Source organism: Streptomyces genisteinicus (assembly GCF_014489615.1).
Classification (GTDB): Bacteria; Actinomycetota; Actinomycetes; order Streptomycetales; family Streptomycetaceae; genus Streptomyces; species Streptomyces genisteinicus.
The window spans coordinates 2923165-2946206 of the sequence record NZ_CP060825.1 but is presented as its reverse complement, the minus strand read 5'-3'; the positions used below and the strand labels follow the sequence as shown (position 1 = coordinate 2946206).

Genomic DNA, 23042 nt, shown 5'->3' with positions numbered 1-23042 from the left:
ACCCCCTCCCCGCCCCGTCCCCCGAGGTAGACACCCCATGACGCAGCCGCCGCCCCCGCCGAACCAGCCGCCGGGACCGCCCCCGAACCAGCCGCCGGACCAGCCCTCGCAGGGCGGGTTCGGCGGGCCCCAGGAGCCCCCGGCCGGCGGATTCGGCGCGCCGACCCCGCCGCCGCAGGGCGGCTCGCCCGGCTACCCGCAGACCCCGCCGCAGGGCGGTTCCTACGGCTACCCGCAGACGCAGCCCGCGGGCCAGCCGCAGTACGGCTACCCGCAGACCCAGCCCGCCGGTCAGCCGCAGTACGGCTACCCGCAGCAGGGTGCGCCGGGGCAGCAGCAGCCGTACGGCTACCCGACGCAGCCCATGCAGCCGGCGGCGCCGCAGCCCGGCGGTGGCGGCGGGCGGAAGATCAGCACGCAGATGCAGATCATCATCGCGGCGTGCGTGGCCATCGTGCTGATCGTCGTCGGCGGCATCGTCTACGCCTCGTCCGGCGACGACGGCAAGAAGGACGAGGCGGGCACCTCGGGCGGCGCGTCCGGCGGCGGCGGGAAGGGCGGCGACGGCGACGGCGACACCAAGACGGCGCCCGACGGCCCCGGCAAGGAGAAGCCGGGCGCCAACACCGGCTCCAAGGTGGCCTACCAGCTCCCGGAGCCCGCCCGCGAGGACCTGACCGCGGTGCCCGGCTCCTGGGTCACCGACAAGGCGTTCGTGAAGCCCGGGGTGAACTCGGTCGTCGGCTACGACGTGGCCAAGGGCAACGCCCTGTGGACGACCCCGCTGGCCGGCCAGGTCTGCGCCGGCTCGCGGCACGTCACCGAGGACAACAAGACGGCGATCCTCTTCGAGGCCAAGAAGCGGACCGCGCCCAAGTTCTACGAGAAGTGCACCGAGGTCGGTGTGCTCGACCTGACCACCGGCAAGCTGCTGTGGAGCAAGTCCGTCACCGGCGACACCAGCGGTGACGACAAGACGCAGTTCGAGCAGGTCACCATCAGCGGCGGAACGGTCGCCGCCGGCGGTCTGTACGGCGGTGCCGCGTTCGACCTGAACACCGGCGAGGTCCGCTGGAAGCCGACGGTCGACGCGGAGAACTGCCGCGACATCGGCTACGCCGGCGGCAAGGCCCTCGTGGCCGTCCGCACCTGCGGCGACTACGGCAGCCGCACCGCGATGGTCCAGCCGGTCAACGCCGACAACGGCACCCCGCTGTCCACGTACAAGATGCCCGCCGGTGTCGAGGACGCGCGTGTCGTGTCCACCGACCCGCTGGTCGTCGCGGCGGACGTCGGCGACACCGGCACGTTCGGCATCTCCGACTTCTTCTCGATCGACGGCAAGACGGGCAAGCTGCTCGCCCGGATCGCGGCCCCCGGCGACAAGTACCTGGCGCGCTGCTCCGCCAGCGACGGCGTGGAGGGCTGCCAGTTCGTCGTCGTCGGCAACAACAAGCTCTACCTGCCGACGGCCGAGCACGACGCGGGCGGCGAGCTGGGCCGGACCAACGAGATCATCGCGTTCGACCTCGCCACCGGCAAGGGCACCCCGGAGCGCGCCGACGCGGGCCCGGGCTACCACTCGCTGCCGCTCCGGATGGACGGCGGCAACCTGATCGTCTACAAGTGGCCCCCCTACAACAAGGGCGGGCAGGTCGTCAGCATCAACGGCGCCACGTTCGAGCAGACGGTCCTCCTGGAGAACCCGGCGGACCGCTCGGTGCGGGACGCGGAGACCAGCTTCACCGAGAACGGCTCCGAGTACCGCTACCAGTCCGGCCGCTTCTTCATCTCGCAGGACCTGATGAGCAAGCCGCGGGCGAGCGAGTCGCAGTTCGGCAAGAAGTACCTGGCGATCGTCTTCACCGTCGCCGACTGATCCGTCCTGTCCTTCTGTCCGGCCCGTGGCCCGGCCCGCCTCTCCCGGCGGTCCGGGCCACGGCCGTCCCCGGGCGGTCTGTCCCTGAGCGGTCCCGTCCCCGGGCGCGCCGGTTTCGGGGCCGCCGCGGGTGGCCGTATCTTCGGGGGTCCGCCGGCCGGAGGGGCGGGGCGGGCGCCCGTCGGCGGGCCGGTTCCTACACCATCGGCCGGGCAACCGGCGTCGATCGGCGCCTAATTCGGTGATCCGTGAGCCTTCTGCCGGGACCTGGGCACGCGGCGAGGCACGAGCGTGTAGCTTGCCGTGGTCAGGAGGCCAGGGGGGCCGGCTCCGACGGGGAGGGATTGCTCGATGGGCGTGCGGCTCATCGTGGTCGACGACCACAGACTGCTCGCCGAGGCGCTCGCCTCGGCACTGAAACTGCGCGGGCACCGGGTGCTCGCGGCGGCCGCGCCCGCCGCGGGGGCCGCGGAGCTGGTCGTCGCGCGCGCGCCCGAGGTGTGCCTGCTGGGCACCCAGGCGCCGGCGGCGCCGGGCGCCTTCGACCCCGTGGTGCGGATCAAGCGCGAGCGGCCGCAGGTCGCGGTGGTGGTCCTCGGGCCGGTGCCCAGCCCGCGCGGCATCGCGGCGGCGTTCGCCGCCGGCGCGTCCGGCTACGTGCGCCACGACGAGCGCATCGAGGGCGTGGAGCGTGCCATGGTCAAGGTGCGCGCGGGCGAGGCGGTGGTGGCGCCGCAGCTGCTCCAGGGGGCCTTCGCCGAGCTGCTCAACCCCGCGGCGCAGCCCGACGACGAGGGCCAGCGGCTGCTGACGCTGCTGACGCCCCGCGAGGTGGAGGTGCTGGTGCGGGTCGCCGAGGGTGAGGACACCCGGCGGATAGCGGCCGGCATGGGGATAGCGTCGAGCACCGCGCGCACGCATGTGCAGCGGGTGCTCATGAAGCTGGGGGTGGGGTCCCGGCTGGAGGCGGCGGCGCTGGCCGCCCGGACCGGGCTGCTCGACCGGGCGGCGCTCGGTACGCCGCCCGGCCGGCCGTAGCGTCCGCCGTCAGGGTGCCGTCGGCTCCTCCTTCCCGCCGCCGGGGCCGTCGGCGGATTCGGTGGCGGGTCCGTCGGCGGGCTCGGGGGCGGTGCCCGGCCGCAGGGCGAACCAGGCGAGGAAGAACAGCCCCAGGGCGAGCATCCCGAGTCCGGTCCACAGGTTGATGTTGACGCCCTCGGCCTTCTCCAGGTCCGCGTCGGACGCGAACACGCCGGCGACCGTGACGATGACGCCGTAGAGGGTGAACAGGCCGCCGATGATGCGGCGGATGTCGAAGAGGCGTGCCGCGGTCGCGGACCTGCCCTCCAGTTCGGAGACTTCGCGGTGCAGTTCGGACATGGTCTTCGGCCTCCGACCGGATCAGAAGGAGTAGGGGATGTAGCAGAGGGCGGCGATGGCGATCGCGCCCCAGCCCAGCAGCGCGGGCTTGCGGTACCAGGCGTCGTCGCCCTCGGCGGGCGCCTCGGCCATGCCGGGGGAGCGGGTCCCGTAGACCAGGCCGGCGAGTTCGGCCTCCGGCTTGGGGGCCGTGAAGAGGGTGACGACGACCATCACGACCGCGCCCGCGACGAAGCCGACGATCGCCGAGACGAAGTTGGCGCCCTGCTCCGAGGGGATGTCGACGATGCCCTGCTTGTAGACGACGAAGTAGTTCACCATCGCCGCGGTGGTGCCGGCGAGGAGGCCCCAGACGCCGGACTTCATCGAGGCCCGCTTCCAGAACATGCCGATGATGAAGACCACGAACATCGGCACGTTGAAGAAGGAGAACAGCGTCTGGAGGTAGCCCATGATGTTGCTGAAACTGGACGCCAGGAACGCGGTGCCGATGGAGCACAGCACGCCGATCGCGGTGATCAGCCGGCCGAAGCGCAGGTAGTAGGCGTCGTCGCGGCCGGTCTTCACGTACTTGGCCCAGATGTCGTACGTGAAGACGGTGTTGAAGGACGAGACGTTGGCCGCCATGCCGGCCATGAAGGCGGCGAGCAGACCCGTCACGGCGATGCCGAGGACGCCGTTGGGCAGCAGTTCCTGCATCAGCAGCGGGATGGCGTCGTTGTAGGTGAGGTCGGAGCCGGCGGTGCCGATCTTCGGGACGACGACGGCGGCGACGAGGCCGGGGATCATCACCAGGAAGACGATGAAGATCTTCGGGAACGCGGCGATCAGCGGGGTGCGCTTGGCGGCGGACAGGTTCTTCGCGGACAGGGCGCGCTGCACCTCGGCGAAGTTGGTCGTCCAGTAGCCGAAGGAGAGCACGAAGCCGAGGCCGAGGACGATGGTGAGCCAGTTGGCGCCCAGGGGGTTGGGGTCACCGATGCCGGTGCCGCCCCAGGCGGTCAGGAACTCGGGTCCGTGGCTGCTCTCCAGCGAGCCGGTCAGCCCGTCCCAGCCGCCGACGCGCTTGAGGCCGAGGAAGGTCAGCGGAAGCAGCGCGGCGAGGATGACGAAGAACTGGAGCACCTCGTTGTAGATGGCCGAGGAGAGGCCGCCGATGGTGATGTACGCGAGGACGAAGGCGCCCGCGACGACGATCGACACCCACTGCGGCCAGCCGAGGAGCGCCTCGACCACGATGGACAGCGCGTAGAGGTTGACGCCGGCGATGAGGATCGCGGCGAACGCGAAGAGCACCGAGCTGAGCAGGTGTGCGGACCTGTCGAAGCGCTGGAGCAGGAACTCGGGGACCGAGCGGACCTTGGAGCCGTAGTAGAACGGCATCATCACGAGGCCGAGGAAGACCATCGCGGGGATGGCGCCGATCCAGTACCAGTGGACGACGGCGACGCCGTACTGCGCGCCGGTCGCCGCCATGCCGAGTATCTCGGTCGCGCCGAGGTTGGCGGCGACGAAGGCCAGCCCCGTGACCCATGCGGGCAGGGAGCGGCCGGAGAGGAAGAAGTCGAGGCTGGTCTTCACACTCGCCCGGGCGGCGAAGCCGATGCCCAGGACGACGGCGAAGTAGATCGCCAGGATTGCGTAGTCGAGCCCGTTCGTGGGGAGCCGGAGCCCGTCGGCCAGGTGCTGCATGAGTACTCGCTTCGTTGCGCGAACTGAGTCATCCGGCAACGTACGCATTGATGTTCGAGAAATGAACACTTCTGATGGTGTTCTTTGTTCGATCGTGATGGAGCGTGACCCAGGGTGGCGGGGTGGACGCCGTGCGCGAGATGCGCCGCCGTTGGGCCGTGCAGGGGTCGGGCGCCGCCGGAGCCTTGACAGTGATGTTCGGTCGTGGTTTTTTGTGTTCGGTTCTGTTGGGTAGGGGTGGGACGAGGAGTTCCGTGTGAAGAAGACGTCGACCCGGCTCGCCGACGGGCGCGAGCTGGTCTACTACGACTCCCGCGACGACCTCGCGCGCGACGCGGCCGACCGGCGGCCGCTGGACGCGGTCTCCACCGCCTCGGAGATCCGCCGCGACGTGCTCCTCGGCGACAGCGTCGCCGTCGCCTCCCACCGCCAGGCGCGCACCTACCATCCGCCGGCCGACGAGTGCCCCCTGTGCCCCTCGCGGGACGGGCGCCTCAGCGAGATCCCCGACACCGACTACGACGTCGTCGTCTTCGAGAACCGCTTCCCCTCCCTCGCCGGTGAGCACGGCCGCTGCGAGGTCGTCTGCTTCACCTCCGACCACGACGCGTCCTTCGCCGACCTCTCCGAGGAGCAGGCGGGCCTCGTGCTGGAGGCGTGGACCGACCGCACCGCCGAACTCGCCGCCGTCCCCGGCGTCGAACAGGTCTTCTGCTTCGAGAACCGCGGCGCCGAGATCGGCGTCACGCTCCAGCACCCGCACGGCCAGATCTACGGCTACCCCTTCACCACCCCCCGCACCGCTTTGATGCTCCGCTCCGCCGCGGCCCACCGCGAGGCGGGCGGCGGCAACCTCTTCGACGAGGTCGTCGAACGGGAACGCGCGGAGGGCTCCCGGGTCGTCATGGAGGGGGAGCACTGGATCGCCTTCGTGCCCTACGCCGCGCACTGGCCGTACGAGGTCCACCTCTACCCGAAGCGCCGCGTCCCCGATCTGCGCGCCCTCGACGGCGCGGCGCGCACAGAGTTCCCACAGATGTATCTGGAACTCTTGAGGCGCTTCGACCGGATCTTCGGCACCGGCGAACCGCCCACGCCCTACATCGCCGCCTGGCACCAGGCGCCGTTCACGGCGCCGGAGCGGGACGAATTCGCTCTCCATCTCGAGCTTTTCACCATCCGCCGCACTTCCGGCAAGCTGAAGTTCCTCGCCGGTTCCGAGTCCGGTATGAGCGTGTTCATCAACGACGTGCCGCCGGAGGCGGCGGCCGGACGACTGCGAGAGGTAGCGAGCTAAGTGAGCAACAAGTACCTGGTCACGGGCGGGGCGGGATATGTCGGCAGCGTGGTCGCGCAGCACCTGCTGGAGGCCGGCCACCGCGTGACCGTGCTCGACGACCTCTCCACCGGCTTCCGCGAGGGAGTGCCGGCCGGTGCCGAGTTCGTCGAGGGCCGCGTCCAGGACGCCGCCCGCGTGCTCGACGCCTCCTACGGCGGAGTGCTCCACTTCGCCGCGTTCTCGCAGGTCGGCGAATCGGTCACGGACCCGGAGAAGTACTGGCGGAACAACGTCGGCGGCACCGTCGAGCTGCTCGCGGCCATGCGCGGCGCCGGGGTGCGCACCCTCGTCTTCTCCTCCACCGCGGCGACCTACGGCGAACCGGTCTCGACGCCCATCACCGAGTCCGACCCGACGGCCCCCACCAGCCCCTACGGAGCCACCAAGCTCGCGGTCGACCACATGATCAGCGGCGAGGCGGCCGCCCACGGCCTGGCCGCGGTCTCCCTGCGCTACTTCAACGTCGCGGGCGCCTACGGCGACTTCGGCGAGCGCCACGACCCCGAGTCCCACCTGATCCCGCTCGTGCTCCAGGTCGCCCTCGGCCGGCGGGAGGCCATCTCCGTCTTCGGCGACGACTACCCGACCCCCGACGGCACCTGCGTCCGCGACTACATCCACGTCGCCGACCTCGCCGAGGCCCACCTGCTGGCCCTCGGCGCGGCCGCCGCCGGCGAGCACCTGATCTGCAACCTCGGCAACGGCAACGGCTTCTCGGTGCGGGAGGTCGTCGAGACCGTCCGCAAGGTGACCGGCCACCCCGTGCCCGAGGTGCTGGCCCCGCGCCGGGCCGGCGACCCCGCGGTGCTGGTGGCCTCCGCGGACACGGCCCGGGAACGCCTGGGCTGGCGACCGAGCCGCGCCGACCTGGCCGGCATCGTTTCCGACGCCTGGGCGTTCGCCCGCGGAAGGGGAGAAGCGTCATGACGGACGGTGTGTGGGCTGCGCCCGGCAGGGTGAATCTGATCGGTGAGCACACCGACTACAACGACGGCTTCGTGATGCCCTTCGCGCTGCCGCACACCACGGTCGCCACCGTGGCACGCCGCGACGACGGCGTGCTGCGGCTCCACTCGGCCGATGTGCCGGGCGACCCGGTGGAGCTGCGCGTCGCCGACCTGGACCCCGGCCGCCGCTCCGGCTCGTGGACCGACTACCCGGCCGGTGCCGTCTGGGCGCTCGCCGACGCCGGACACCGGGTCGGGGGCGCGGACATCCACTACGAGTCCACCGTGCCGTCCGGCGCCGGACTCTCCTCGTCCGCCGCCCTGGAGGTCGTCACCGCGCTGGCCCTGAGCGACCTGTACGAACTCGGCCTCGACCGGCCCGGACTGGCCCGGCTCTGCCAGCGCGCCGAGAACCTCTACGTCGGCGCGCCCACCGGGATCATGGACCAGACGGCGTCCGCCTGCTGCGTACGGGGCCACGCCCTGCACCTGGACACCCGCGACCTGACCCGGCGCCAGATCCCCTTCGACCTCGCCGCCCACGGCCTCGAACTCCTGGTCGTCGACACCCGGGTGAAGCACTCCCACAGCGAGGGCGAGTACGGCAGGCGCCGCGCGGGCTGCGAGGCGGGCGCGGCGGCCCTCGGCGTGAGCGCGCTGCGGGACGTCCCGTACGACTCGCTCGACGAGGCCCTCGGCCGCGTCGAGGACCCCGAGGTGCGCCGCCTGGTGCGCCACGTGGTCACCGAGAACGCCCGTGTGGAGCGGGTGACCGGCCACGCCGCGGCCGGCGACTTCCGGGCCATCGGCCCCGTGCTGACCGAGGGCCACGCCTCGCTGCGCGACGACTTCGCCGTCTCCTGCGCCGAACTCGACCTGGTGGTCGAGGCGTCCGTCGGCGCGGGCGCGCTCGGCGCGCGGATGACGGGCGGCGGCTTCGGCGGCTCGGCGATCGTCCTGACCGAGGCGTCCCGCTCCCCGGACGTCGGCAAGGCGGTCCTCGACGCCTTCGCCGACCGTTCCCTGCGCGAACCGCGGCTCTTCACGGCGGTCCCGGCGGAGGGCGCACGCCGGCTCTCCTGAGGGGCGCACCGCCGGCGCCTCCCCGGGGGCGGCGCCGGCAACTGTCACTGTGTGACACATCAGCACCACCGGCAACGCCGGAGGCGGTCAGTTCTGCAAAAGGGCTTCCGCGACCGGCCCTCGTCCGTACTCTGATGCACAACGCCGGTGGGGGCCGGTGTTGATCAGGGGGCGAGACCGTCGGGTACGGCGCCCGGGGCGGGGTATCACTGAGAGCACGGCGGCGGCCGTGCGCTCCGCGTACCGCATCCCAGGCGCCGTGTCCGCGCAGATCCGTCCTCCCGCACTGGGGGTGCAGGTGATTCGTATCCGGGTCCTGGTGGTGGACGACCACCGAATCTTCGCCGAGTCGCTCGCCGCGGCACTCGCCGCCGAGCCCGACGTCGACGTGGCCGCGGCCGGCAGCGCGCCCGCCGCGCTGCGGTGTCTGGAGCGCGCGGCGGCCGAGGGCCGGCGGTTCGACGTCATGCTCGTCGACGCCGACCTCGGCACGGCCGGGCTGCCCGCGCCGCGGCCGGTGCCGTCGGCGCGCGACGCCGAGGCGGTGGTGGACGGCATCTCGCTGGTCGCCGGAGTGCGCGCGCACGGTGTCGCCGTGCGCTCCGTGGTCCTGGCGCAGAAGGACGACCCGGGCCGGGCCGCCCTGGCGCTCCAGACGGGCGCGTCGGGCTGGATCGCCAAGGACTGCTCGCTGCAGCGCCTGCTGAGCGTGATCAGGGGGGTGCTGCGCGACGAGACCCATCTGTCACCGGCCCTGCTCACCGGCGTGCTGCGGGAGCTGACCGCGGCCCGCAAGCACCGCACCGAGAGCGAACAGCTGGTCGAGTCGCTGACGCCGCGCGAGCAGGAGGTGCTGCGCTGCATGGTGGCGGGCCTGGGGCGCAAAGCGGTCGCCGAGCGCCTCTTCCTGTCCCCGCACACCGTCCGGACCCATATGCAGAACGTCCTGGGCAAACTCGGGGTGCACTCCACGCTGGCGGCGGTCGCCCTGGCGCGCAGGGCGGGTGTCGGCCCGGCGGACCTGACCCCGAACCTCCGGGCGGTCCCGTAGGAGGCAGCCCCTCAGCCGGGGATGTTGTCGAACGGGGCGGTCAGCCGGCGCAGCAGCGCCGCCAGTTCGCCGCGCTGCTGTCCGGAGAGCTGGGCCAGGATGGCCCGTTCCTGCGCGAGCAGACCGGCCAGCGCCTGGTCGGCCCGGTCGCGGCCCTCGGGGGTCAGCCGGACCAGTACCCCGCGCCGGTCACTGGGGTCCGGCAGCCTCTCGACCAGGTTCTTCTTGGCGAGCCTGTCGATCCGGTTGGTCATCGTGCCGGAGGTGACCAGGGTCTGGGTGAGCAGCTGTCCGGGGGACAGCTGGTAGGGGGCTCCGGCGCGGCGGAGCGACGTGAGCACGTCGAACTCCCACGGCTCCAGCTGGTGCTCGGAGAAGGCGAGCCGGCGGGCGCGGTCGAGGTGACGTGCGAGCCGCGAGACGCGGCTGAGCACCTCGAGCGGTTCCACGTCGAGGTCGGGGCGCTCTCGGCGCCAAGCCGCGACCAGTCGATCGACCTCGTCCTCCATGACGATCAGTGTAGAGGGTCCCTCGACATGAAGTCTCTTGATATCGTTTATCTTGACGTCAAGATATAGTCTCCTGGACTATTGGGCATGGTCGGCCCGGAACACCCTTCCGCTTCGGCAACCCGTTCCTGCAAGGGGGATCGCACATGCATTCCGCACCCACCTGGGATCCACAGCAGTACCTCCGCCACGCCGGACACCGGGCCCGTCCCTTCCTGGACATGCTCGGCCGCATACCCCAGCTGCCCTCCGGCAGCCGCCCCGCCCGGATCGCCGACATCGGCTGCGGCCCGGGAAACGTCACCGCCCTCCTCGCCGACCGCTGGCCCGACGCCCACATCACCGGCTTCGACCTCTCCCGCGAAATGCTCGCCCAGGCCGAGAAGGACCACGCCGGCGCCACCGCGGGCGGCGGCTGGCTCGACTTCCGCCCCGCCGACGCCGCCCACTGGACCCCCGACGAGCCCTACGACCTGATCGTCTCCAACGCCGCCCTCCAGTGGGTGCCCAGCCACCCCGAATCCTTCGCCGGCTGGATCGACGGCCTCACCCCCGGCGGCACCTTCGCCTTCCAGGTGCCCGGCAACTTCACCGCCCCCAGCCACGCCCTCCTCGGCGAACTGTGCGAGACGCCCCGCTGGCGAAGCCGCCTCGGCGACCACGGCCGCCGCTACGTGCACATCCTGGAACCCGCCGACTACCTCGTCCGCCTCGCCGCCCTCGGCTGCGACGCCGACGCCTGGGAGACCACCTACCTCCAGCTGCTCGGCGGCGACGACCCCGTCCTCGACTGGGTCAAGGGCACCGCCCTGCGCCCCGTGCTCACCGAACTCGCCGACGACCCCGAGGCCGCCGAGGCCTTCCTGTCCGAGTACCGCGACCTGCTGCGCGCCGCCTATCCGCCCGGAGCGCACGGCACCGTCTTCCCGTTCCGCCGGATCTTCGCCGTCGCCCGCAAACTCTCCTAGGGCGTCCGTCCGGACCGGGGCGGATCGCCGCCAAGATCCGAACGAGAGACCCCGCGCCCACCGGGCACCCCGCAGAACCCCGCAGCCCCGCCGTCCGGGCTCCGGCGCGTGCACGGCCGCGGGCGCCTCAGCTCTTGCGGTGACCTATCAGGCGCGGCTTCTGCTCCAGCCCGTCCAGACCGTGCCAGGCCAGGTTCACCAGGTGCGCGGCGACCTCCGCCTTCTTCGGCCGGCGGGTGTCCACCCACCACTGCCCGGTCAGGGCCACCATCCCCACCAGCGCCTGCGCGTACATCGGCGCCAGCTTCGGATCGAAGCCCCGGTTCTTGAACTCCAGGCCGAGGATGTCCTCGACCTGCGTGGCGATGTCACTGATCAGCGAGGCGAACGTGCCCGTCGACTGGGCCACCGGCGAATCCCGCACCAGGATGCGGAAACCGTCCGTGTACGCCTCGATGTAGTCCAGCAGCGCGAACGCCGCCTGCTCCAGCAGCTCCCGCGGATGCCCCGCCGTCAGCGCGCCCGTCACCATGTCCAGCAACTGGCGCATCTCCCGGTCGACCACGACCGCGTACAGGCCCTCCTTGCCGCCGAAGTGCTCGTACACCACCGGCTTGGACACCCCGGCCTTCGCCGCGATCTCCTCCACCGACGTGCCCTCGAAGCCCTTCTCCGCGAACAGGGTGCGGCCGATGTCCAGCAACTGCTCCCGGCGCTCGGCCCCGGTCATCCGCACCCGGCGGGCCCGGCGCCCCGGCGACCTCGTCTTCTCCGTACCGCTGCTGTCACTCGCCACATCGTCCATCATGCCGCTTCGGCGGAGCCGCTCCCGCCCGGGGCGGACACCCGGCGCGCATCGAGGCGGTCACGCTGCGGCCAGCGCACGTCGTACGCCCACCCCGCCAGCTCGAACCAGCGGATCAGCCGCGCACTGGAGTCGATCTGCCCGCGCAGCACCCCGTGCCGGGCGCTCGTCGGGTCCGCGTGGTGCAGGTTGTGCCAGGACTCGCCGCACGAGAGCACCGCCAGCCACCACACGTTGCCCGAACGGTCGCGCGACTTGAACGGCCGCTTGCCCACCGCGTGACAGATCGAGTTGATCGACCACGTGACGTGGTGCAGCAGCGCCACCCGCACCAGCGAGCCCCAGAAGAACGCCGTGAACGCGCCCCACCACGACATCGTCACCAGACCGCCCACCACCGGCGGGATCGCCAGCGACACGATCGTCCACAGCACGAACTGGCGCGAGATCCGGCGCAGCGCCGGGTCCTTGATCAGATCCGGCGCGTACTTGTGCTGCGGCGTCTGCTCCTCGTCGAACAACCAGCCGATGTGGGCCCACCACAACCCCTTCATCAGGGCGGGCACCGTCTCGCCGAAACGCCACGGCGAATGCGGGTCGCCCTCCGCGTCCGAGAACTTGTGGTGCTTGCGGTGGTCGGCCACCCAGCGCACCAGCGGCCCCTCGACGGCCATCGACCCCATGACCGCCAGCACGATCCGCAGCGGACGCTTCGCCTTGAACGAACCGTGGGTGAAGTAGCGGTGGAAGCCGATCGTGATGCCGTGGCAGCCGATGTAGTACATGACCACCATCAGCCCGAGGTCGAGCCAGCTCACCCCCCAGCCCCACGCCAGCGGCACGGCCGCGACCAGGGCCAGGAACGGCACCGTGATGAACAGCAGCAGCGCCAGCTGCTCGATCGTGCGCTTGCTGTCACCGCCCAGCGTGGCGGAGGGGGCGTCGGCTGCCGGCGCCGGGGATGCGCCGTCCAGCAGATCGGGACCAGTGGTCATGAAACTTCCCTGGGGGTGGGGGAGCGGTGACCCGCGGGCGGGTGACCCGGCGGACCGCGGGCGAGCCCCGGTCCACGGACCACCCGTGGCTACGGGGCCGTAACCTACGGCGACGTAAGTATGGCAGCGCCCCGCGGCACGGCAAGAGACCTGTGGACAACGTCGGGAAAATGGACACCTATCCTTGGTGTCGTCGGACAGCGCGGTCCGCAAGCCTCCAGAACCCCTCCAGACGTGCTCAAACACTGCAAGGAGCCGCACCTGTGAGCAGTGCCGACCAGACCCCTACCGCCACCGCCGAACTGCGTGCCGACATCCGCCGACTGGGCGATCTTCTCGGCGAGACCCTCGTGCGCCAGGAAGGCCACGAACTCCTCGACCTCGTCGAGCGCGTCCGTGCCCTGACCCGCACCGACGGCGCGGCAGCGGCCGAGCTGCTGGGCGACACCGACCTGGAGACCGCGGCCAAGCTCGTCCGCGCCTTCTCCACGTACTTCCATCTGGCGAACGTCACCGAACAGGTCCACCGCGGCCACGAGATGCGCGAACGCCGCGCCGCCGAGGGCGGACTCCTCGCCCGCACGGCCGACCGCCTCAAGGACGCCGACCCCGAGCACCTGCGCGAGACCGTGCGCAACCTCAACGTGCGCCCCGTCTTCACCGCGCACCCCACCGAGGCCGCCCGGCGCTCCGTCCTCAACAAGCTGCGCCGCATCGCCGAACTCCTGGAGAACCCGGGCATCGCCGCCGACCGGCGCCGCCACGACCTCCGCCTCGCCGAGCACATCGACCTCATCTGGCAGACCGACGAGCTGCGCGTGGTCCGCCCCGAGCCCGCCGACGAGGCCCGCAACGCCATCTACTACCTCGACGAGCTGCACGCCGGCGCCGTCGGCGACGTCCTGGAGGACCTCGCCGCCGAACTGGAGCGCGTCGGCGTCGCGCTCCCGCCCGGCACCCGCCCGCTGACCTTCGGCACCTGGATCGGCGGCGACCGCGACGGCAACCCCAACGTCACCCCCCAGGTCACCTGGGACGTGCTCATCCTCCAGCACGAGCACGGCATCACCGACGCCATCGAGGTCATCGACTACCTGCGCGGACTGCTCTCCAACTCCATCCGCTACGCCGGCGCCACCGAGGAACTCCTCACCTCCCTCCAGGCCGACCTGGAGCGGCTGCCCGAGATCAGCCCCCGCTACAAGCGCCTCAACGCCGAGGAGCCCTACCGGCTCAAGGCCACCTGCATCCGCCAGAAGCTCGTCAACACCCGCGAGCGCCTCGCCAAGGGCACCCCCCACGAGGACGGCCGCGACTACCTCGGCACCGCCGAACTCCTCAGCGACCTCACCGTGATCCAGACGTCGCTGCGCGAGCACCGCGGCGGCCTCTTCGCCGACGGCCGCATGGACCGCGTCATCCGCACGCTGTCCGCCTTCGGCCTCCAGCTCGCCACCATGGACGTCCGCGAGCACGCCGACGCCCACCACCACGCCCTCGGCCAGCTCTTCGACCGCCTCGGCGAGGAGTCCTGGCGCTACGCCGACATGCCGCGCGACTACCGGCAGAAGCTGCTCGCCAAGGAGCTGCGCTCCCGGCGTCCGCTGGCGCCCACGCCCGCGCCGCTGGACGCCGCCGGCGAGAAGACCCTCGGCGTCTTCCACACCGTCAAGCAGGCGTTCGAACGCTTCGGCCCCGAGGTCATCGAGTCGTACATCATCTCGATGTGCCAGGGAGCCGACGACGTCTTCGCCGCCGCCGTCCTCGCCCGCGAGGCCGGACTGATCGACCTCCACGCCGGCTGGGCGAAGATCGGCATCGTCCCGCTCCTGGAGACCACCGACGAGCTCAAGGCCGCCGACGTCATCCTCGAAGGGATGCTCGCCGACCCCTCCTACCGGCGCCTGGTCTCGCTCCGCGGCGACGTGCAGGAGGTCATGCTCGGCTACTCCGACTCCTCCAAGTTCGGCGGCATCACCACCAGCCAGTGGGAGATCCACCGCGCCCAGCGCCGGCTCCGCGACGTCGCCCACCGGCACGGCGTACGGCTGCGCCTCTTCCACGGCCGCGGCGGCACCGTCGGCCGCGGCGGCGGCCCCTCGCACGACGCGATCCTCGCCCAGCCCTGGGGCACCCTGGAGGGCGAGATCAAGGTGACCGAGCAGGGCGAGGTCATCTCCGACAAGTACCTGATCCCCTCCCTCGCCCGCGAGAACCTCGAACTGACCGTCGCCGCGACGCTCCAGGCCTCCGCCCTGCACACCGCGCCCCGCCAGTCCGACGAGGCCCTCGCCCGCTGGGACGCCGCGATGGACGTCGTCTCCGACGCCGCCCACGCCGCCTACCGGCGCCTGGTCGAGGACCCCGACCTGCCGACGTACTTCCTCGCCTCCACCCCGGTCGACCAGCTCGCCGACCTGCACCTGGGCTCGCGGCCCTCCCGCCGCCCCGGCTCGGGCGTCTCGCTCGACGGCCTGCGCGCCATCCCGTGGGTCTTCGGCTGGACCCAGTCCCGGCAGATCGTGCCCGGCTGGTTCGGCGTCGGCTCCGGCCTCAAGGCGCTGCGCGAGGCCGGGCTCGACGGCGTGCTCGACGAGATGCACGGGCAGTGGCACTTCTTCCGCAACTTCCTCGCCAACGTCGAGATGACGCTGGCCAAGACGGACCTGCGGATCGCCCGCCACTACGTCGACACCCTCGTCCCCGACAACCTCAAGCACGTCTTCGACGCCATCGAGGCCGAGCACGACCTCACCGTCGCCGAGGTGCTGCGCGTGACCGGCAACGACGAACTCCTCGGCTCCAACCCGGCGCTCCAGCAGACCTTCGGCATCCGGGACGCCTACCTCGACCCGATCTCCTACCTCCAGGTGGCGCTCCTCAAGCGCCAGCGGGACGCCGCCGAGCGCGGCGAGGAGCCGGACCCGCTGCTGGCCCGCGCCCTGCTCCTCACGGTCAACGGCGTCGCCGCCGGCCTGCGCAACACCGGCTGACGCCGACGGGCCACGACACGACGGTGCCCTTGTCCCGGACCGAGGTCCGGGACAAGGGCACCGTCGTGTGCGGGCGGTGTGGCCTCAGTGGCGGGTGGCCGTGCGGCGACGCGCCAGGAGGTAGCCGCCACCGGCCACCAGCACGGCCGCGAGGCCGGCCAGCAGGCCCAGCGGAGCGCCGTTGCCGGTCTCTGCGAGGTCGCCGGAGGCGTCCTCACCGCCGGGGACGGGGGCCGCGGAGGTCGAGGTGCCGGGGGTGGGCTCCGAGGTGCCGGGGGTCGGCTCGGAGGTGCCCGGGGTGGGCTCGGAGGCGCCAGGGGTGGGCTCCACGTCCTCGCAGGTGGACGTGAAGACCTTGTGCTTGGCCTTGCCGTTCTCGCCCTCGAAGGTCCAGAACAGCTTGTACTGGCCCTGAGGGAGCTTCATGTCCTCGGTGCGCTCGTGGCCCTCCTCGTCGAGGGTGAGCGAGCCGGACTCCACGACGGTGCCCTTGTCGAGGTCGTTGTTCGCCCAGGCCTGGATCTCCCAGTCCGCCTTCTGTCCGGCATCGAACTTGAAGGCGACCAGGTAGAACTCGCAGACCTTGGGCTCGTTCTTCTTGAGCTCTTCGCCCGTGGCGGCGTCGTGGATCTTCACGGTGCCGTTGTCGCCCTTGGAAGCGGGCAGCACAGCGTGGGCGGCCGGAGCCGATATCGCCGTGAGCGCGGCGGCCGTGACCAGGGCGCCGGCGGAAAGGAAAGTGCGCATGGCAGTCCATCGGTTGAGAAGGGACCGTGGGGGGGGCGGCTCAGCGTCCTCGGGAACCCGCTTGCCGGTCAAGTCACTTCGCGCACCGTATGCGTCGACTGTCGCCCTATGTCGCGAAAATCCTGACAACGATCAGGTGAAGGAACGATTCCTCGCCCGGGTGGCACCCACCCCGCAGCATCACAGCGCCAGGAACGCCGCCACCAGCAACGCCCCGCCCACACCCGCAGACACCCACGCCGGCCTGGTCAGCCGCATCCCGCCGCCGATCACCAGCGCGGCCAGCAGCAGCGCGCCGCCCAGCGGCAGCCAGGCGAACAGCCCGCCGGCCGGCCCCGTCCGCACCGCCTCGCCCGTACCGGGCCGGAGCACCACCGCAAGCGTCTCGCCCTTGCGCACCGCGACCGACCGCTCGATCGTGACGTCGTCCCGGGGCACCGCCGTGCCCGTGGGCGCGTACGCCCCCGTGCACACCTCCTCGTCACAGCTCTCGATCCGCAGGGTGCCGTGTTCGCGCCCCTTGGAGAGCAGCACGTGCTGAGCGTCGCCCCAGGACGTCCAGAATCCGGCGACCACCAGCAGCAGCGCGACGAGCGCCATCACCGCGGTGCGGGCGTGGGCAACCATCCGGTCCGAGGAGTTCCGCTTCATGGGCCGCGATCTTTGGCCATGGGACTGCGCCGGGTCAACCTTCCCCGGGCAGGCGCGACGAACGTCTCAGCCGCCCACCCGGTGCGCCGGGCCTCCTCCCGGGTAGGCGCACCCCGTGCGGGGACGCTCCCCGCACCCGGGCGGCTCCGGACGTCCCCCACGGCAGTACCGTGGGAGACACCGCCACCCTGCGAGGGCGGGCCGGCCGGACGCCGGACGAGAAGGGCGGGCGGGTACCACGTGAGCAAGACGGGAGAACGGCCGGAAGAGGCCGAGGAGCGCTGGTCGGCGCACCTGCACCGGCTGTGGCAGGCGTCCCAGGACGTGCAGGACGTCGCCGACATGTCGCGCTACGTCTACGAGTCGGCACTCGCCGAACCGGGCGCCGTCGCCGTGACCGGCAGCCGGTGGACCGGCGGCGCGCTCGGCTACGTCCGGATCGCCACCACCGACAGCCCCGCCCCCGTCACCACGACACCCCCGGCGGGAGAGGTGGAGGAGGACGCCGGCCGGCAGCCCCCCGCACCCGGCACCGGCCCGGCCGTCCACGCCCACGACCTGCGGCGGGCCCCCGGCTTCGCCCCCGAAGGCGAGCGCCTGGCGACGGCCGGCGCCCGCTGGGCCCTGGAATCCCGCTTCCGGCTCGGCGACGACGACTGGGCCGCGTTCTCCGTCGGCTTCGCCGAACGGCCCGCACCCGCCGACGAAGCGGTCACCCGCACCCGCCTCGTACAGCTCGCCGAGCTCATCGTCGCCAGCCACCACCGCATCACCGCGTACCGCGAACACGACAAGCGCCAGATCGAGGACGCCTTCCTCGCCGAGGCATCGCTCCAGATGGACTCCAGCCTCGACGCGGAGGAGACCCTCAGGCGGGTCGCCCGCCTCGCGGTGCCCGCCCTCGCCGAGGGCTGCGTCGTCCACCTCTGCCCGCCCGACGGGCGGCTGACCCCGGTGGCCCACGCCCACGTCTCGGCGTCCGTGCAGCCCTGGCTCGACGAGCTCACCCGTGAGAGCCCCTGGCTCACCGACCTGCTCAACGACGTCCTGGAACACCGGGAGGACGCGGTGCTCACCGGCGACGACCTCGCGGGCAGCCCCTTCGGCCCCACCGCGCAGGGGCCCGGCCGCGCGGTGCGGACCCTGTCCGTCAGCCCGCTGCGCGCACGGGGCAAGGCCATCGGCACGCTCACGTTCGTCTACCACCGCCCCGGCGAGGACATCCCCACCCCCCGTCTGCTCGGCGACCTCGCCCGGCGGGCCGCCCTCGCCATCGACACCACCACCGCGTACGAACAGCGGCGCCGCCACGTCGAACTGCTCCAGCGCCAGCTCCTGCCCGGCGCGCTGCCCGAGTGGCCCGGCCTCGACCTGCACGCCGCCTACGAGGTCGCCGACGCCTCCCTGGAGGTCGGCGGCGACTTCTACGACGCCGTCGTGGACCGCGACGGGCGCCTCGCCCTCGTCATCGGCGACGTGTGCGGACGCGGCGCCGAGGCCGCTGCCCTGACCGGCCTCGCCCGGCACACGCTGCGCACCCTCCTGGAGGACGGCCTCCCGCCCGCCCGCGCGCTGGAACGCCTGAACAAGGCGCTCATCAACCAGGACACCGGCCGCTTCGTCACCGCGCTCGTCGCCGTGCTCACCCCCACCGGCCCGGCGACCTGCGCCGTCGAGATCGTCGCCGCCGGGCACCCGCGCCCGCTCCTGCGAAGAGCCGACGGCCGCGTCGAGGAGATCGCCGGGTCCGGACTCTTCCTCGGCGTGCTGCCCGACCTCGGACTGCGGCCCGCCCGGCTCGACGTCACGACCGGGGACACCCTCGTCATGTTCACCGACGGACTGACCGAGGCCCGCAGCGCCCAGGACGTCATGTTCGAGGAACTGCTGCCGGGGGCCGTCGCCGACAGCGCCGCCGCACCCGACCCGTCGGCCGAACTCATCGCCCGCGCGTCGAAGTTCCGCGCGACCGGCAACGACGACACGGCCGTGCTCGTCGCCCGTATGAAGGGACCGCAGTGACGCGCGAAACAGGCGCCCGCCCGACCGACCCCTCCCGCATCCTCGTCGTCGAGGACAACCCCGAGGACACCGAGGCGATCGAACGCGCCCTGCGCCAGACCCATCCCGAACTGCACACCGAGTTCACCAGCCGCGGCGACGGGCTGGCCGACCTCCTGCTCGAACGCGACGAACTGCCCGGCCTCGTCCTCCTCGACCTCAACATGCCCGGAGCCGGCGGCCACGCGGTGCTCGCCGCCCTCCGCGCCCGCCCCGAACTGCGGGGCGTCACCGTCGTGGTCTTCACCTCGTCGACCGCGCCCGCCGAGGTGGACGCCTGCTACGCCGCCGGCGCGGACAGCTACGTCTACAAGCCGGTCAACTTCGCCCTGTTCCGCACCGTCCTCAAGGGCGCGGTCGACTACTGGCAGCAGTCGGCGCACAGCACGCAGGGCTGACCCTCACGGGGCGTCCCCCGGATCGCCCAGCGTGAACGAGAACGCGGTGCCCTCGCCGAGGACGCTCTCCAGGGCCAGCCGCCCCCCGTGCCGCTCGACGATCCGCTTCACCACGGCCAGACCCACCCCCGTGCCGCCGCCGTGCTCGGACGCGCCGTGCAGCCGCCGGAAGAGCTCGAACACCTCCTCCTGCTGCCCGGGCGCGATACCGATGCCGTTGTCCCGGACGACGACCACCGTCTCCGGCCGCCCCGACCCGTCGGCGGCAGGCCCCCGGCGCCCGGAGACCTCCACCCACCGGTCGCCCCCGTCCCGCGCGTACTTCGCCGCGTTCACCAGCAGGTTGACCAGGATCTCGTGCAGCCGGTCCGGGTCGGCGACGACCACGGGCAGCTCGCCGCGGCGGACCGTGACGCGCTCCTCCGCCAGCCGCGGCCCCGCCACCTCCAGCGCCCCCTCCAGCGCGGCGGCCAGCTCCACCTCCTGCACCCGCAACCCGGCCCGGCCCAGCCGGGACCAGTGCAGCAGGGAGTTGAGCAGCGCGTCCATCCGCCCGGCGAGACGGCTCATCGTCAGCAGACGGCGCTCGGTCGCCTCGTCCAGATCGGCGGCGTCCTCGATCGCGAACGTCGCCGCGTTGGAGATGCCCCGCAGCGGCTCCTTCAGATCGTGCGCGGCCGCGTGGGCGAAGGCGTCCAGATCGGTGTTGCTGCGGCGCAGCTCTGCGTTGAGAGCCGTCACGGCGTCCGCGTGACGCAGCACCAGCTCGGTCAGCAGCCTCCGGATCTCCCGGGCCGCCGTCTCGTCGCCCGTCGTCCACGGCAGACTCCGGCCGCGCATCGTCGCCCGGAACACCGCACCCGAGCCACGCGGCGTCAGCCGCTCGCCCCGCGGCCCCACCTGGACCGGATGCGACGGATCGGCCGCCCACTGCCGCGGCGCCGGCCGCTCCCGCCGGGTCCAGGCCAGGAAGTCCCCCTCCCGGGTGAGCGGCAGCAGCAGCACGCCCGCCGGACCGTCCACGGCCGCTCCCGCCGCTCCCGCCGGACCGTCCGCCACCGGCCCGGCCCCGGGAAGCTCGCCGTCGGCCACCTCCAGCAGCCGGTCCGTCGCCCACACCGCCCCGGGCGCCAGCGCCCCGGCCTTGCGGGACAGGGCCCGGGCCAGCTCCTCGGAGAGCGGGTCGCCGCCGCTGATGTCCTCACCCGCACGCCGCAGCAGCACACCGTCGGCGTCGAGCAGCCCGGCCAGCGGCTCCGCGTATCCCGCGAAGCCGTCCGTGATGCCGCGCTCCAGCAGACGGGCGACGGAGGCAGCCCGCTGCCCCGCCACCGCGAGCGCGTCGGCCCGCCGCCGCTCCTCGATCGCGGACAGCTGCAGCGAGAAGGCGGCGCCGAACATCTCGCACGCCGACCGCACCTCCGGCGCCAGCCGCAGCGGCTCGGCCCCGTGACAGGCGATCAGGCCCCACAACCGCCCCTCCATCAGCACCGAGACCGACATGGAGGACCGCACACCGATGTTGCGCAGGTACTCCAGATGGAAGCCCGACACCGTGCGCAGCGCCGACTGCGACAGATCCAGCGGCGCCCCCGTCGCCGGCCGCACGGCAGGGTGCAGCCCCACGGTGGGGTCGTCGACGTCGGCGATCGCACGGATCCAGTTCTCCCGGTAGAGACGCCGCGCCTGCGGCGGGATGTCCGTGGCCGGGAACCACAGCCCCAGCCACGGCTCCCACGCCTCGCGCACGTCCTCGGCGATCACCTCGCCGGGGCCGTCCTCCCCGTCGAACCGGTAGACGACCACCCGGTCGAAGCCGGTCAGCGCACGCATCTCGCGGGCGGCGATCTCGCAGCAGTCCTCGGCGGACGACGCCCCCCGCAGCCGGGCCAGCGCCCGCCGGACACCCTGGTAGAAGGACGAGAAGCCGCCCTGCGCCTCCTCCCGCGGCTCGAACTCCAGCACCAGAAGCCCGTCCCGGCGATGGGCCGAGACGTCGAACCGCCGCCCGGCACCCCGGCCCGCCTCGGCGAGGACCGGGAACGACACCGGCACCTCGTCCTCCCCGGCAGTACCGGCCAGGGCCTCCTCGTAATGGTCCGCCGACAGGATCCGGGTCACCGCGGAACCCACCAGCTCGGCGGCCGGCACACCGAACACCTCGGCCGTGTTGACCGCGGCCGCCTCCACCACACCGGTCGCCGGATCCACGGCCACCAGCGAGCCGTACGACTGGATGCCGCCCAGCAGATGAATCGGCTCCCGCACGCACTCCGCCAGATCGAACCCGCCCGGCACCACGGCCTCCGCCGCCCGGGCCCGCTCACTCAGCCAACGCTCCTCCATGCAGCGAAACTACCGCCCGCGCCGGGGGCGCGCGTGGCCCGCCCGCACGCCCGTTCCCGCTCACCGGAGGGCATCGCCCCGCTACCCTCCGTGGAGGCGGAGACCCGGCCGCACACGGCACGGGCACACCCGGACCGAGAGGACCGCCCATGGCCGCCCCGAACCAGCTCGACCCGTACGCCTCACCGCGCACCTTCTACGGATCCGAACTGCGCCGCGAGCGCGAAGCCCGCGGCTGGACCCAGGAACAGATGGGCGAACGCGTCTTCTGCTCCGGCGCCTACATCGGGCAGTTCGAGTCCGCCACGAGGCTGCCCCAGCCGGAACTGTCCCGGCTGCTCGACGGCATCCTCGGCTCGGGCGAGCACTTCCAGCGACTCTGCCACCTCGCCCGCAAGACCAGGCACGCCGCGTACTTCGCGGACGCAGCGGAGCTCGAACAACAGGCGCGCACCATCAGCGAGTACGCACCCATGCTCGTACCGGGGCTGCTGCAGACGGAGGCGTACGCGCGGGGCCTCACCCGCTCGGCACTTCCGTCCGCCTCCGACGAAGAGATCGAGGGCCATGTACGCACCCGCCTCGACCGTGCCGGGCTCATCGACGAGCCGGAAGGCCCGGACGTCTGGGCGCTCATCCACGAAGCTGCACTGCGGACCCCGGTGGACGGTCCCGGAGTCATGAGACAGCAACTCCTGCAACTGTCCGGCATGGGGCGCGACCACCGGCGGGTGACCGTCCAGGTGATGCCGTTCGTCGAGGGCCCGCACCCGCTCATGTACGGAACGGTTCTGCTGATGACCTTCGCCGACGCCCCACCGGTCGCCTACACCGAGAGCGCGCACAGCGGCCAACTGATCGAGGAACCGGGGGTGGTCGCCAAGTACCGGAGATCCTACGATCTTGCGAGGGCTGCCGCCTTGTCGCCGAAGGCGTCCCTGGCCCTCATCGAATCGGCGGCGAAGGACTACGCAGACCCATGACCACCCCACACGACCCGGCACCCCACGTCTGGCGCAAGTCCTCCCACAGCAACGGCGAGGGCGGCGCCTGCCTCGAAGTCGGTGACGGGCCCCGGTCCGTCGTCCCCGTCCGGGACAGCAAGGCGCCCCAGGGCCCGGTCCTCCTGCTGACCCGCCCCGGCTGGGCCGCCTTCGTCGCGGCGGTGCGGGCCGGCACACTGGCCTGACCCCCGCGC

The 23042-nt window shown here is 72.4% G+C and carries 20 protein-coding genes; 12 read left to right on the top strand and 8 right to left on the bottom strand.

What is annotated here, in order from left to right:
• Positions 1 to 37: 37 nt before the first annotated feature.
• Both IAG43_RS12800 and IAG43_RS12795 read left to right on the top strand, forming a co-directional pair.
• On the top strand, positions 38 to 1879 hold the full coding sequence (locus IAG43_RS12800; protein WP_187740885.1) for an outer membrane protein assembly factor BamB family protein: 1842 nt from the start codon (positions 38 to 40) through the stop codon (positions 1877 to 1879).
• A 351-nt stretch (positions 1880 to 2230) separates the two neighbouring features.
• Positions 2231 to 2917 (top strand): helix-turn-helix transcriptional regulator, encoded by a 687-nt coding sequence (locus IAG43_RS12795; RefSeq protein WP_187740884.1) that lies wholly within the window; start codon positions 2231 to 2233, stop codon positions 2915 to 2917.
• A gap of 9 nt (positions 2918 to 2926) precedes the next feature.
• Here the strand turns inward: IAG43_RS12795 and IAG43_RS12790 are convergent, their stop codons facing one another.
• Together IAG43_RS12790 and IAG43_RS12785 are read right to left on the bottom strand one after the other, a co-directional pair.
• The gene (locus tag IAG43_RS12790; protein WP_187740883.1) at positions 2927 to 3259 is read right to left on the bottom strand and encodes a hypothetical protein; all 333 of its coding nucleotides are present in this window, start codon (positions 3257 to 3259) and stop codon (positions 2927 to 2929) included.
• A 21-nt stretch (positions 3260 to 3280) separates the two neighbouring features.
• Positions 3281 to 4951, bottom strand: coding sequence for a sodium:solute symporter family protein (locus IAG43_RS12785; protein WP_187740882.1), 1671 nt, complete (start codon positions 4949 to 4951; stop codon positions 3281 to 3283).
• A gap of 256 nt (positions 4952 to 5207) precedes the next feature.
• Here IAG43_RS12785 and galT point away from each other — a divergent pair, with 256 nt between their 5' ends.
• From galT to IAG43_RS12765, 4 genes are all read left to right on the top strand, one after another.
• Positions 5208 to 6248: a galactose-1-phosphate uridylyltransferase gene (gene galT, locus IAG43_RS12780; protein ID WP_187740881.1), complete on the top strand. Its 1041-nt coding sequence runs from the start codon at positions 5208 to 5210 to the stop codon at positions 6246 to 6248.
• Positions 6249 to 7217, top strand: a complete 969-nt coding sequence (galE, locus tag IAG43_RS12775; protein ID WP_187740880.1) for a UDP-glucose 4-epimerase GalE — start codon at positions 6249 to 6251, stop codon at positions 7215 to 7217.
• Positions 7214 to 8320, top strand: coding sequence for a galactokinase (gene galK, locus IAG43_RS12770; protein WP_187740879.1), 1107 nt, complete (start codon positions 7214 to 7216; stop codon positions 8318 to 8320). The genes galE and galK overlap by 4 nt, the downstream gene beginning before the upstream one ends.
• Positions 8321 to 8618: 298 nt before the next feature.
• Positions 8619 to 9371 carry a response regulator transcription factor gene (locus tag IAG43_RS12765; protein WP_223006047.1) on the top strand — a complete coding sequence of 251 codons (753 nt, stop codon included), beginning with the start codon at positions 8619 to 8621 and terminating at the stop codon, positions 9369 to 9371.
• 11 nt (positions 9372 to 9382) lie between these two features.
• On the opposite strand, the gene IAG43_RS12760 is transcribed toward IAG43_RS12765, so the two are convergent.
• On the bottom strand, positions 9383 to 9880 hold the full coding sequence (locus IAG43_RS12760; protein ID WP_187740878.1) for a MarR family winged helix-turn-helix transcriptional regulator: 498 nt from the start codon (positions 9878 to 9880) through the stop codon (positions 9383 to 9385).
• Positions 9881 to 10026: 146 nt separating this feature from the next.
• Between IAG43_RS12760 and IAG43_RS12755 the strand changes: the two genes are divergently transcribed.
• Complete coding sequence (locus IAG43_RS12755; protein ID WP_187740877.1) at positions 10027 to 10848, top strand: trans-aconitate 2-methyltransferase; 822 nt, start codon at positions 10027 to 10029, stop codon at positions 10846 to 10848.
• A 127-nt stretch (positions 10849 to 10975) separates the two neighbouring features.
• Here the strand turns inward: IAG43_RS12755 and IAG43_RS12750 are convergent, their stop codons facing one another.
• Positions 10976 to 11656 carry a TetR/AcrR family transcriptional regulator gene (locus IAG43_RS12750; protein WP_187740876.1) on the bottom strand — a complete coding sequence of 227 codons (681 nt, stop codon included), beginning with the start codon at positions 11654 to 11656 and terminating at the stop codon, positions 10976 to 10978.
• Positions 11653 to 12648: an acyl-CoA desaturase gene (locus IAG43_RS12745; RefSeq protein ID WP_187740875.1), complete on the bottom strand. Its 996-nt coding sequence runs from the start codon at positions 12646 to 12648 to the stop codon at positions 11653 to 11655. Before IAG43_RS12745 ends, IAG43_RS12750 begins: the two co-directional genes overlap by 4 nt.
• A gap of 263 nt (positions 12649 to 12911) precedes the next feature.
• On the opposite strand from IAG43_RS12745, the gene ppc reads away from it, so the two are divergent.
• Entirely contained in the window at positions 12912 to 15641 is a 2730-nt protein-coding gene (gene ppc / locus IAG43_RS12740) for a phosphoenolpyruvate carboxylase (protein ID WP_187740874.1), read from the top strand.
• A gap of 84 nt (positions 15642 to 15725) precedes the next feature.
• Here the strand turns inward: ppc and IAG43_RS12735 are convergent, their stop codons facing one another.
• Both IAG43_RS12735 and IAG43_RS12730 read right to left on the bottom strand, forming a co-directional pair.
• On the bottom strand, positions 15726 to 16388 hold the full coding sequence (locus tag IAG43_RS12735; protein WP_187740873.1) for an LPXTG cell wall anchor domain-containing protein: 663 nt from the start codon (positions 16386 to 16388) through the stop codon (positions 15726 to 15728).
• A gap of 180 nt (positions 16389 to 16568) precedes the next feature.
• Complete coding sequence (locus tag IAG43_RS12730; protein ID WP_187740872.1) at positions 16569 to 17039, bottom strand: hypothetical protein; 471 nt, start codon at positions 17037 to 17039, stop codon at positions 16569 to 16571.
• A 240-nt stretch (positions 17040 to 17279) separates the two neighbouring features.
• Here IAG43_RS12730 and IAG43_RS12725 point away from each other — a divergent pair, with 240 nt between their 5' ends.
• Positions 17280 to 19061, top strand: a complete 1782-nt coding sequence (locus IAG43_RS12725; protein ID WP_246574269.1) for a PP2C family protein-serine/threonine phosphatase — start codon at positions 17280 to 17282, stop codon at positions 19059 to 19061.
• Positions 19058 to 19498: a response regulator gene (locus IAG43_RS12720; RefSeq protein WP_187740871.1), complete on the top strand. Its 441-nt coding sequence runs from the start codon at positions 19058 to 19060 to the stop codon at positions 19496 to 19498. Before IAG43_RS12725 ends, IAG43_RS12720 begins: the two co-directional genes overlap by 4 nt.
• A gap of 3 nt (positions 19499 to 19501) precedes the next feature.
• Here the strand turns inward: IAG43_RS12720 and IAG43_RS12715 are convergent, their stop codons facing one another.
• A complete protein-coding gene (locus IAG43_RS12715; RefSeq protein WP_187740870.1) occupies positions 19502 to 21844 on the bottom strand; it encodes an ATP-binding protein in 2343 nt (780 codons plus the stop codon).
• 149 nt (positions 21845 to 21993) lie between these two features.
• Between IAG43_RS12715 and IAG43_RS12710 the strand changes: the two genes are divergently transcribed.
• Complete coding sequence (locus tag IAG43_RS12710) at positions 21994 to 22827, top strand: helix-turn-helix domain-containing protein (protein ID WP_187740869.1); 834 nt, start codon at positions 21994 to 21996, stop codon at positions 22825 to 22827.
• Positions 22824 to 23033: a DUF397 domain-containing protein gene (locus tag IAG43_RS12705; RefSeq protein ID WP_187740868.1), complete on the top strand. Its 210-nt coding sequence runs from the start codon at positions 22824 to 22826 to the stop codon at positions 23031 to 23033. The genes IAG43_RS12710 and IAG43_RS12705 overlap by 4 nt, the downstream gene beginning before the upstream one ends.
• Positions 23034 to 23042 lie beyond the last annotated feature (9 nt).

Bases quoted from the DNA above. Each gene is read 5' to 3' on its own strand.
- IAG43_RS12800 (WP_187740885.1), top strand. From the start codon at position 38: ATGACGCAGCCGCCGCCCCCGCCGAACCAGCCGCCGGGACCGCCCCCG.
- IAG43_RS12795 (WP_187740884.1), top strand. From the start codon at position 2,231: ATGGGCGTGCGGCTCATCGTGGTCGACGACCACAGACTGCTCGCCGAG.
- IAG43_RS12790 (WP_187740883.1), bottom strand. From the start codon at position 3,259: ATGTCCGAACTGCACCGCGAAGTCTCCGAACTGGAGGGCAGGTCCGCG.
- IAG43_RS12785 (WP_187740882.1), bottom strand. From the start codon at position 4,951: ATGCAGCACCTGGCCGACGGGCTCCGGCTCCCCACGAACGGGCTCGAC.
- galK (WP_187740879.1), top strand. From the start codon at position 7,214: ATGACGGACGGTGTGTGGGCTGCGCCCGGCAGGGTGAATCTGATCGGT.
- IAG43_RS12760 (WP_187740878.1), bottom strand. From the start codon at position 9,880: ATGGAGGACGAGGTCGATCGACTGGTCGCGGCTTGGCGCCGAGAGCGC.
- IAG43_RS12755 (WP_187740877.1), top strand. From the start codon at position 10,027: ATGCATTCCGCACCCACCTGGGATCCACAGCAGTACCTCCGCCACGCC.
- IAG43_RS12750 (WP_187740876.1), bottom strand. From the start codon at position 11,656: ATGATGGACGATGTGGCGAGTGACAGCAGCGGTACGGAGAAGACGAGG.
- IAG43_RS12745 (WP_187740875.1), bottom strand. From the start codon at position 12,648: ATGACCACTGGTCCCGATCTGCTGGACGGCGCATCCCCGGCGCCGGCA.
- IAG43_RS12735 (WP_187740873.1), bottom strand. From the start codon at position 16,388: ATGCGCACTTTCCTTTCCGCCGGCGCCCTGGTCACGGCCGCCGCGCTC.
- IAG43_RS12730 (WP_187740872.1), bottom strand. From the start codon at position 17,039: ATGAAGCGGAACTCCTCGGACCGGATGGTTGCCCACGCCCGCACCGCG.
- IAG43_RS12715 (WP_187740870.1), bottom strand. From the start codon at position 21,844: ATGGAGGAGCGTTGGCTGAGTGAGCGGGCCCGGGCGGCGGAGGCCGTG.
- IAG43_RS12710 (WP_187740869.1), top strand. From the start codon at position 21,994: ATGGCCGCCCCGAACCAGCTCGACCCGTACGCCTCACCGCGCACCTTC.
- IAG43_RS12705 (WP_187740868.1), top strand. From the start codon at position 22,824: ATGACCACCCCACACGACCCGGCACCCCACGTCTGGCGCAAGTCCTCC.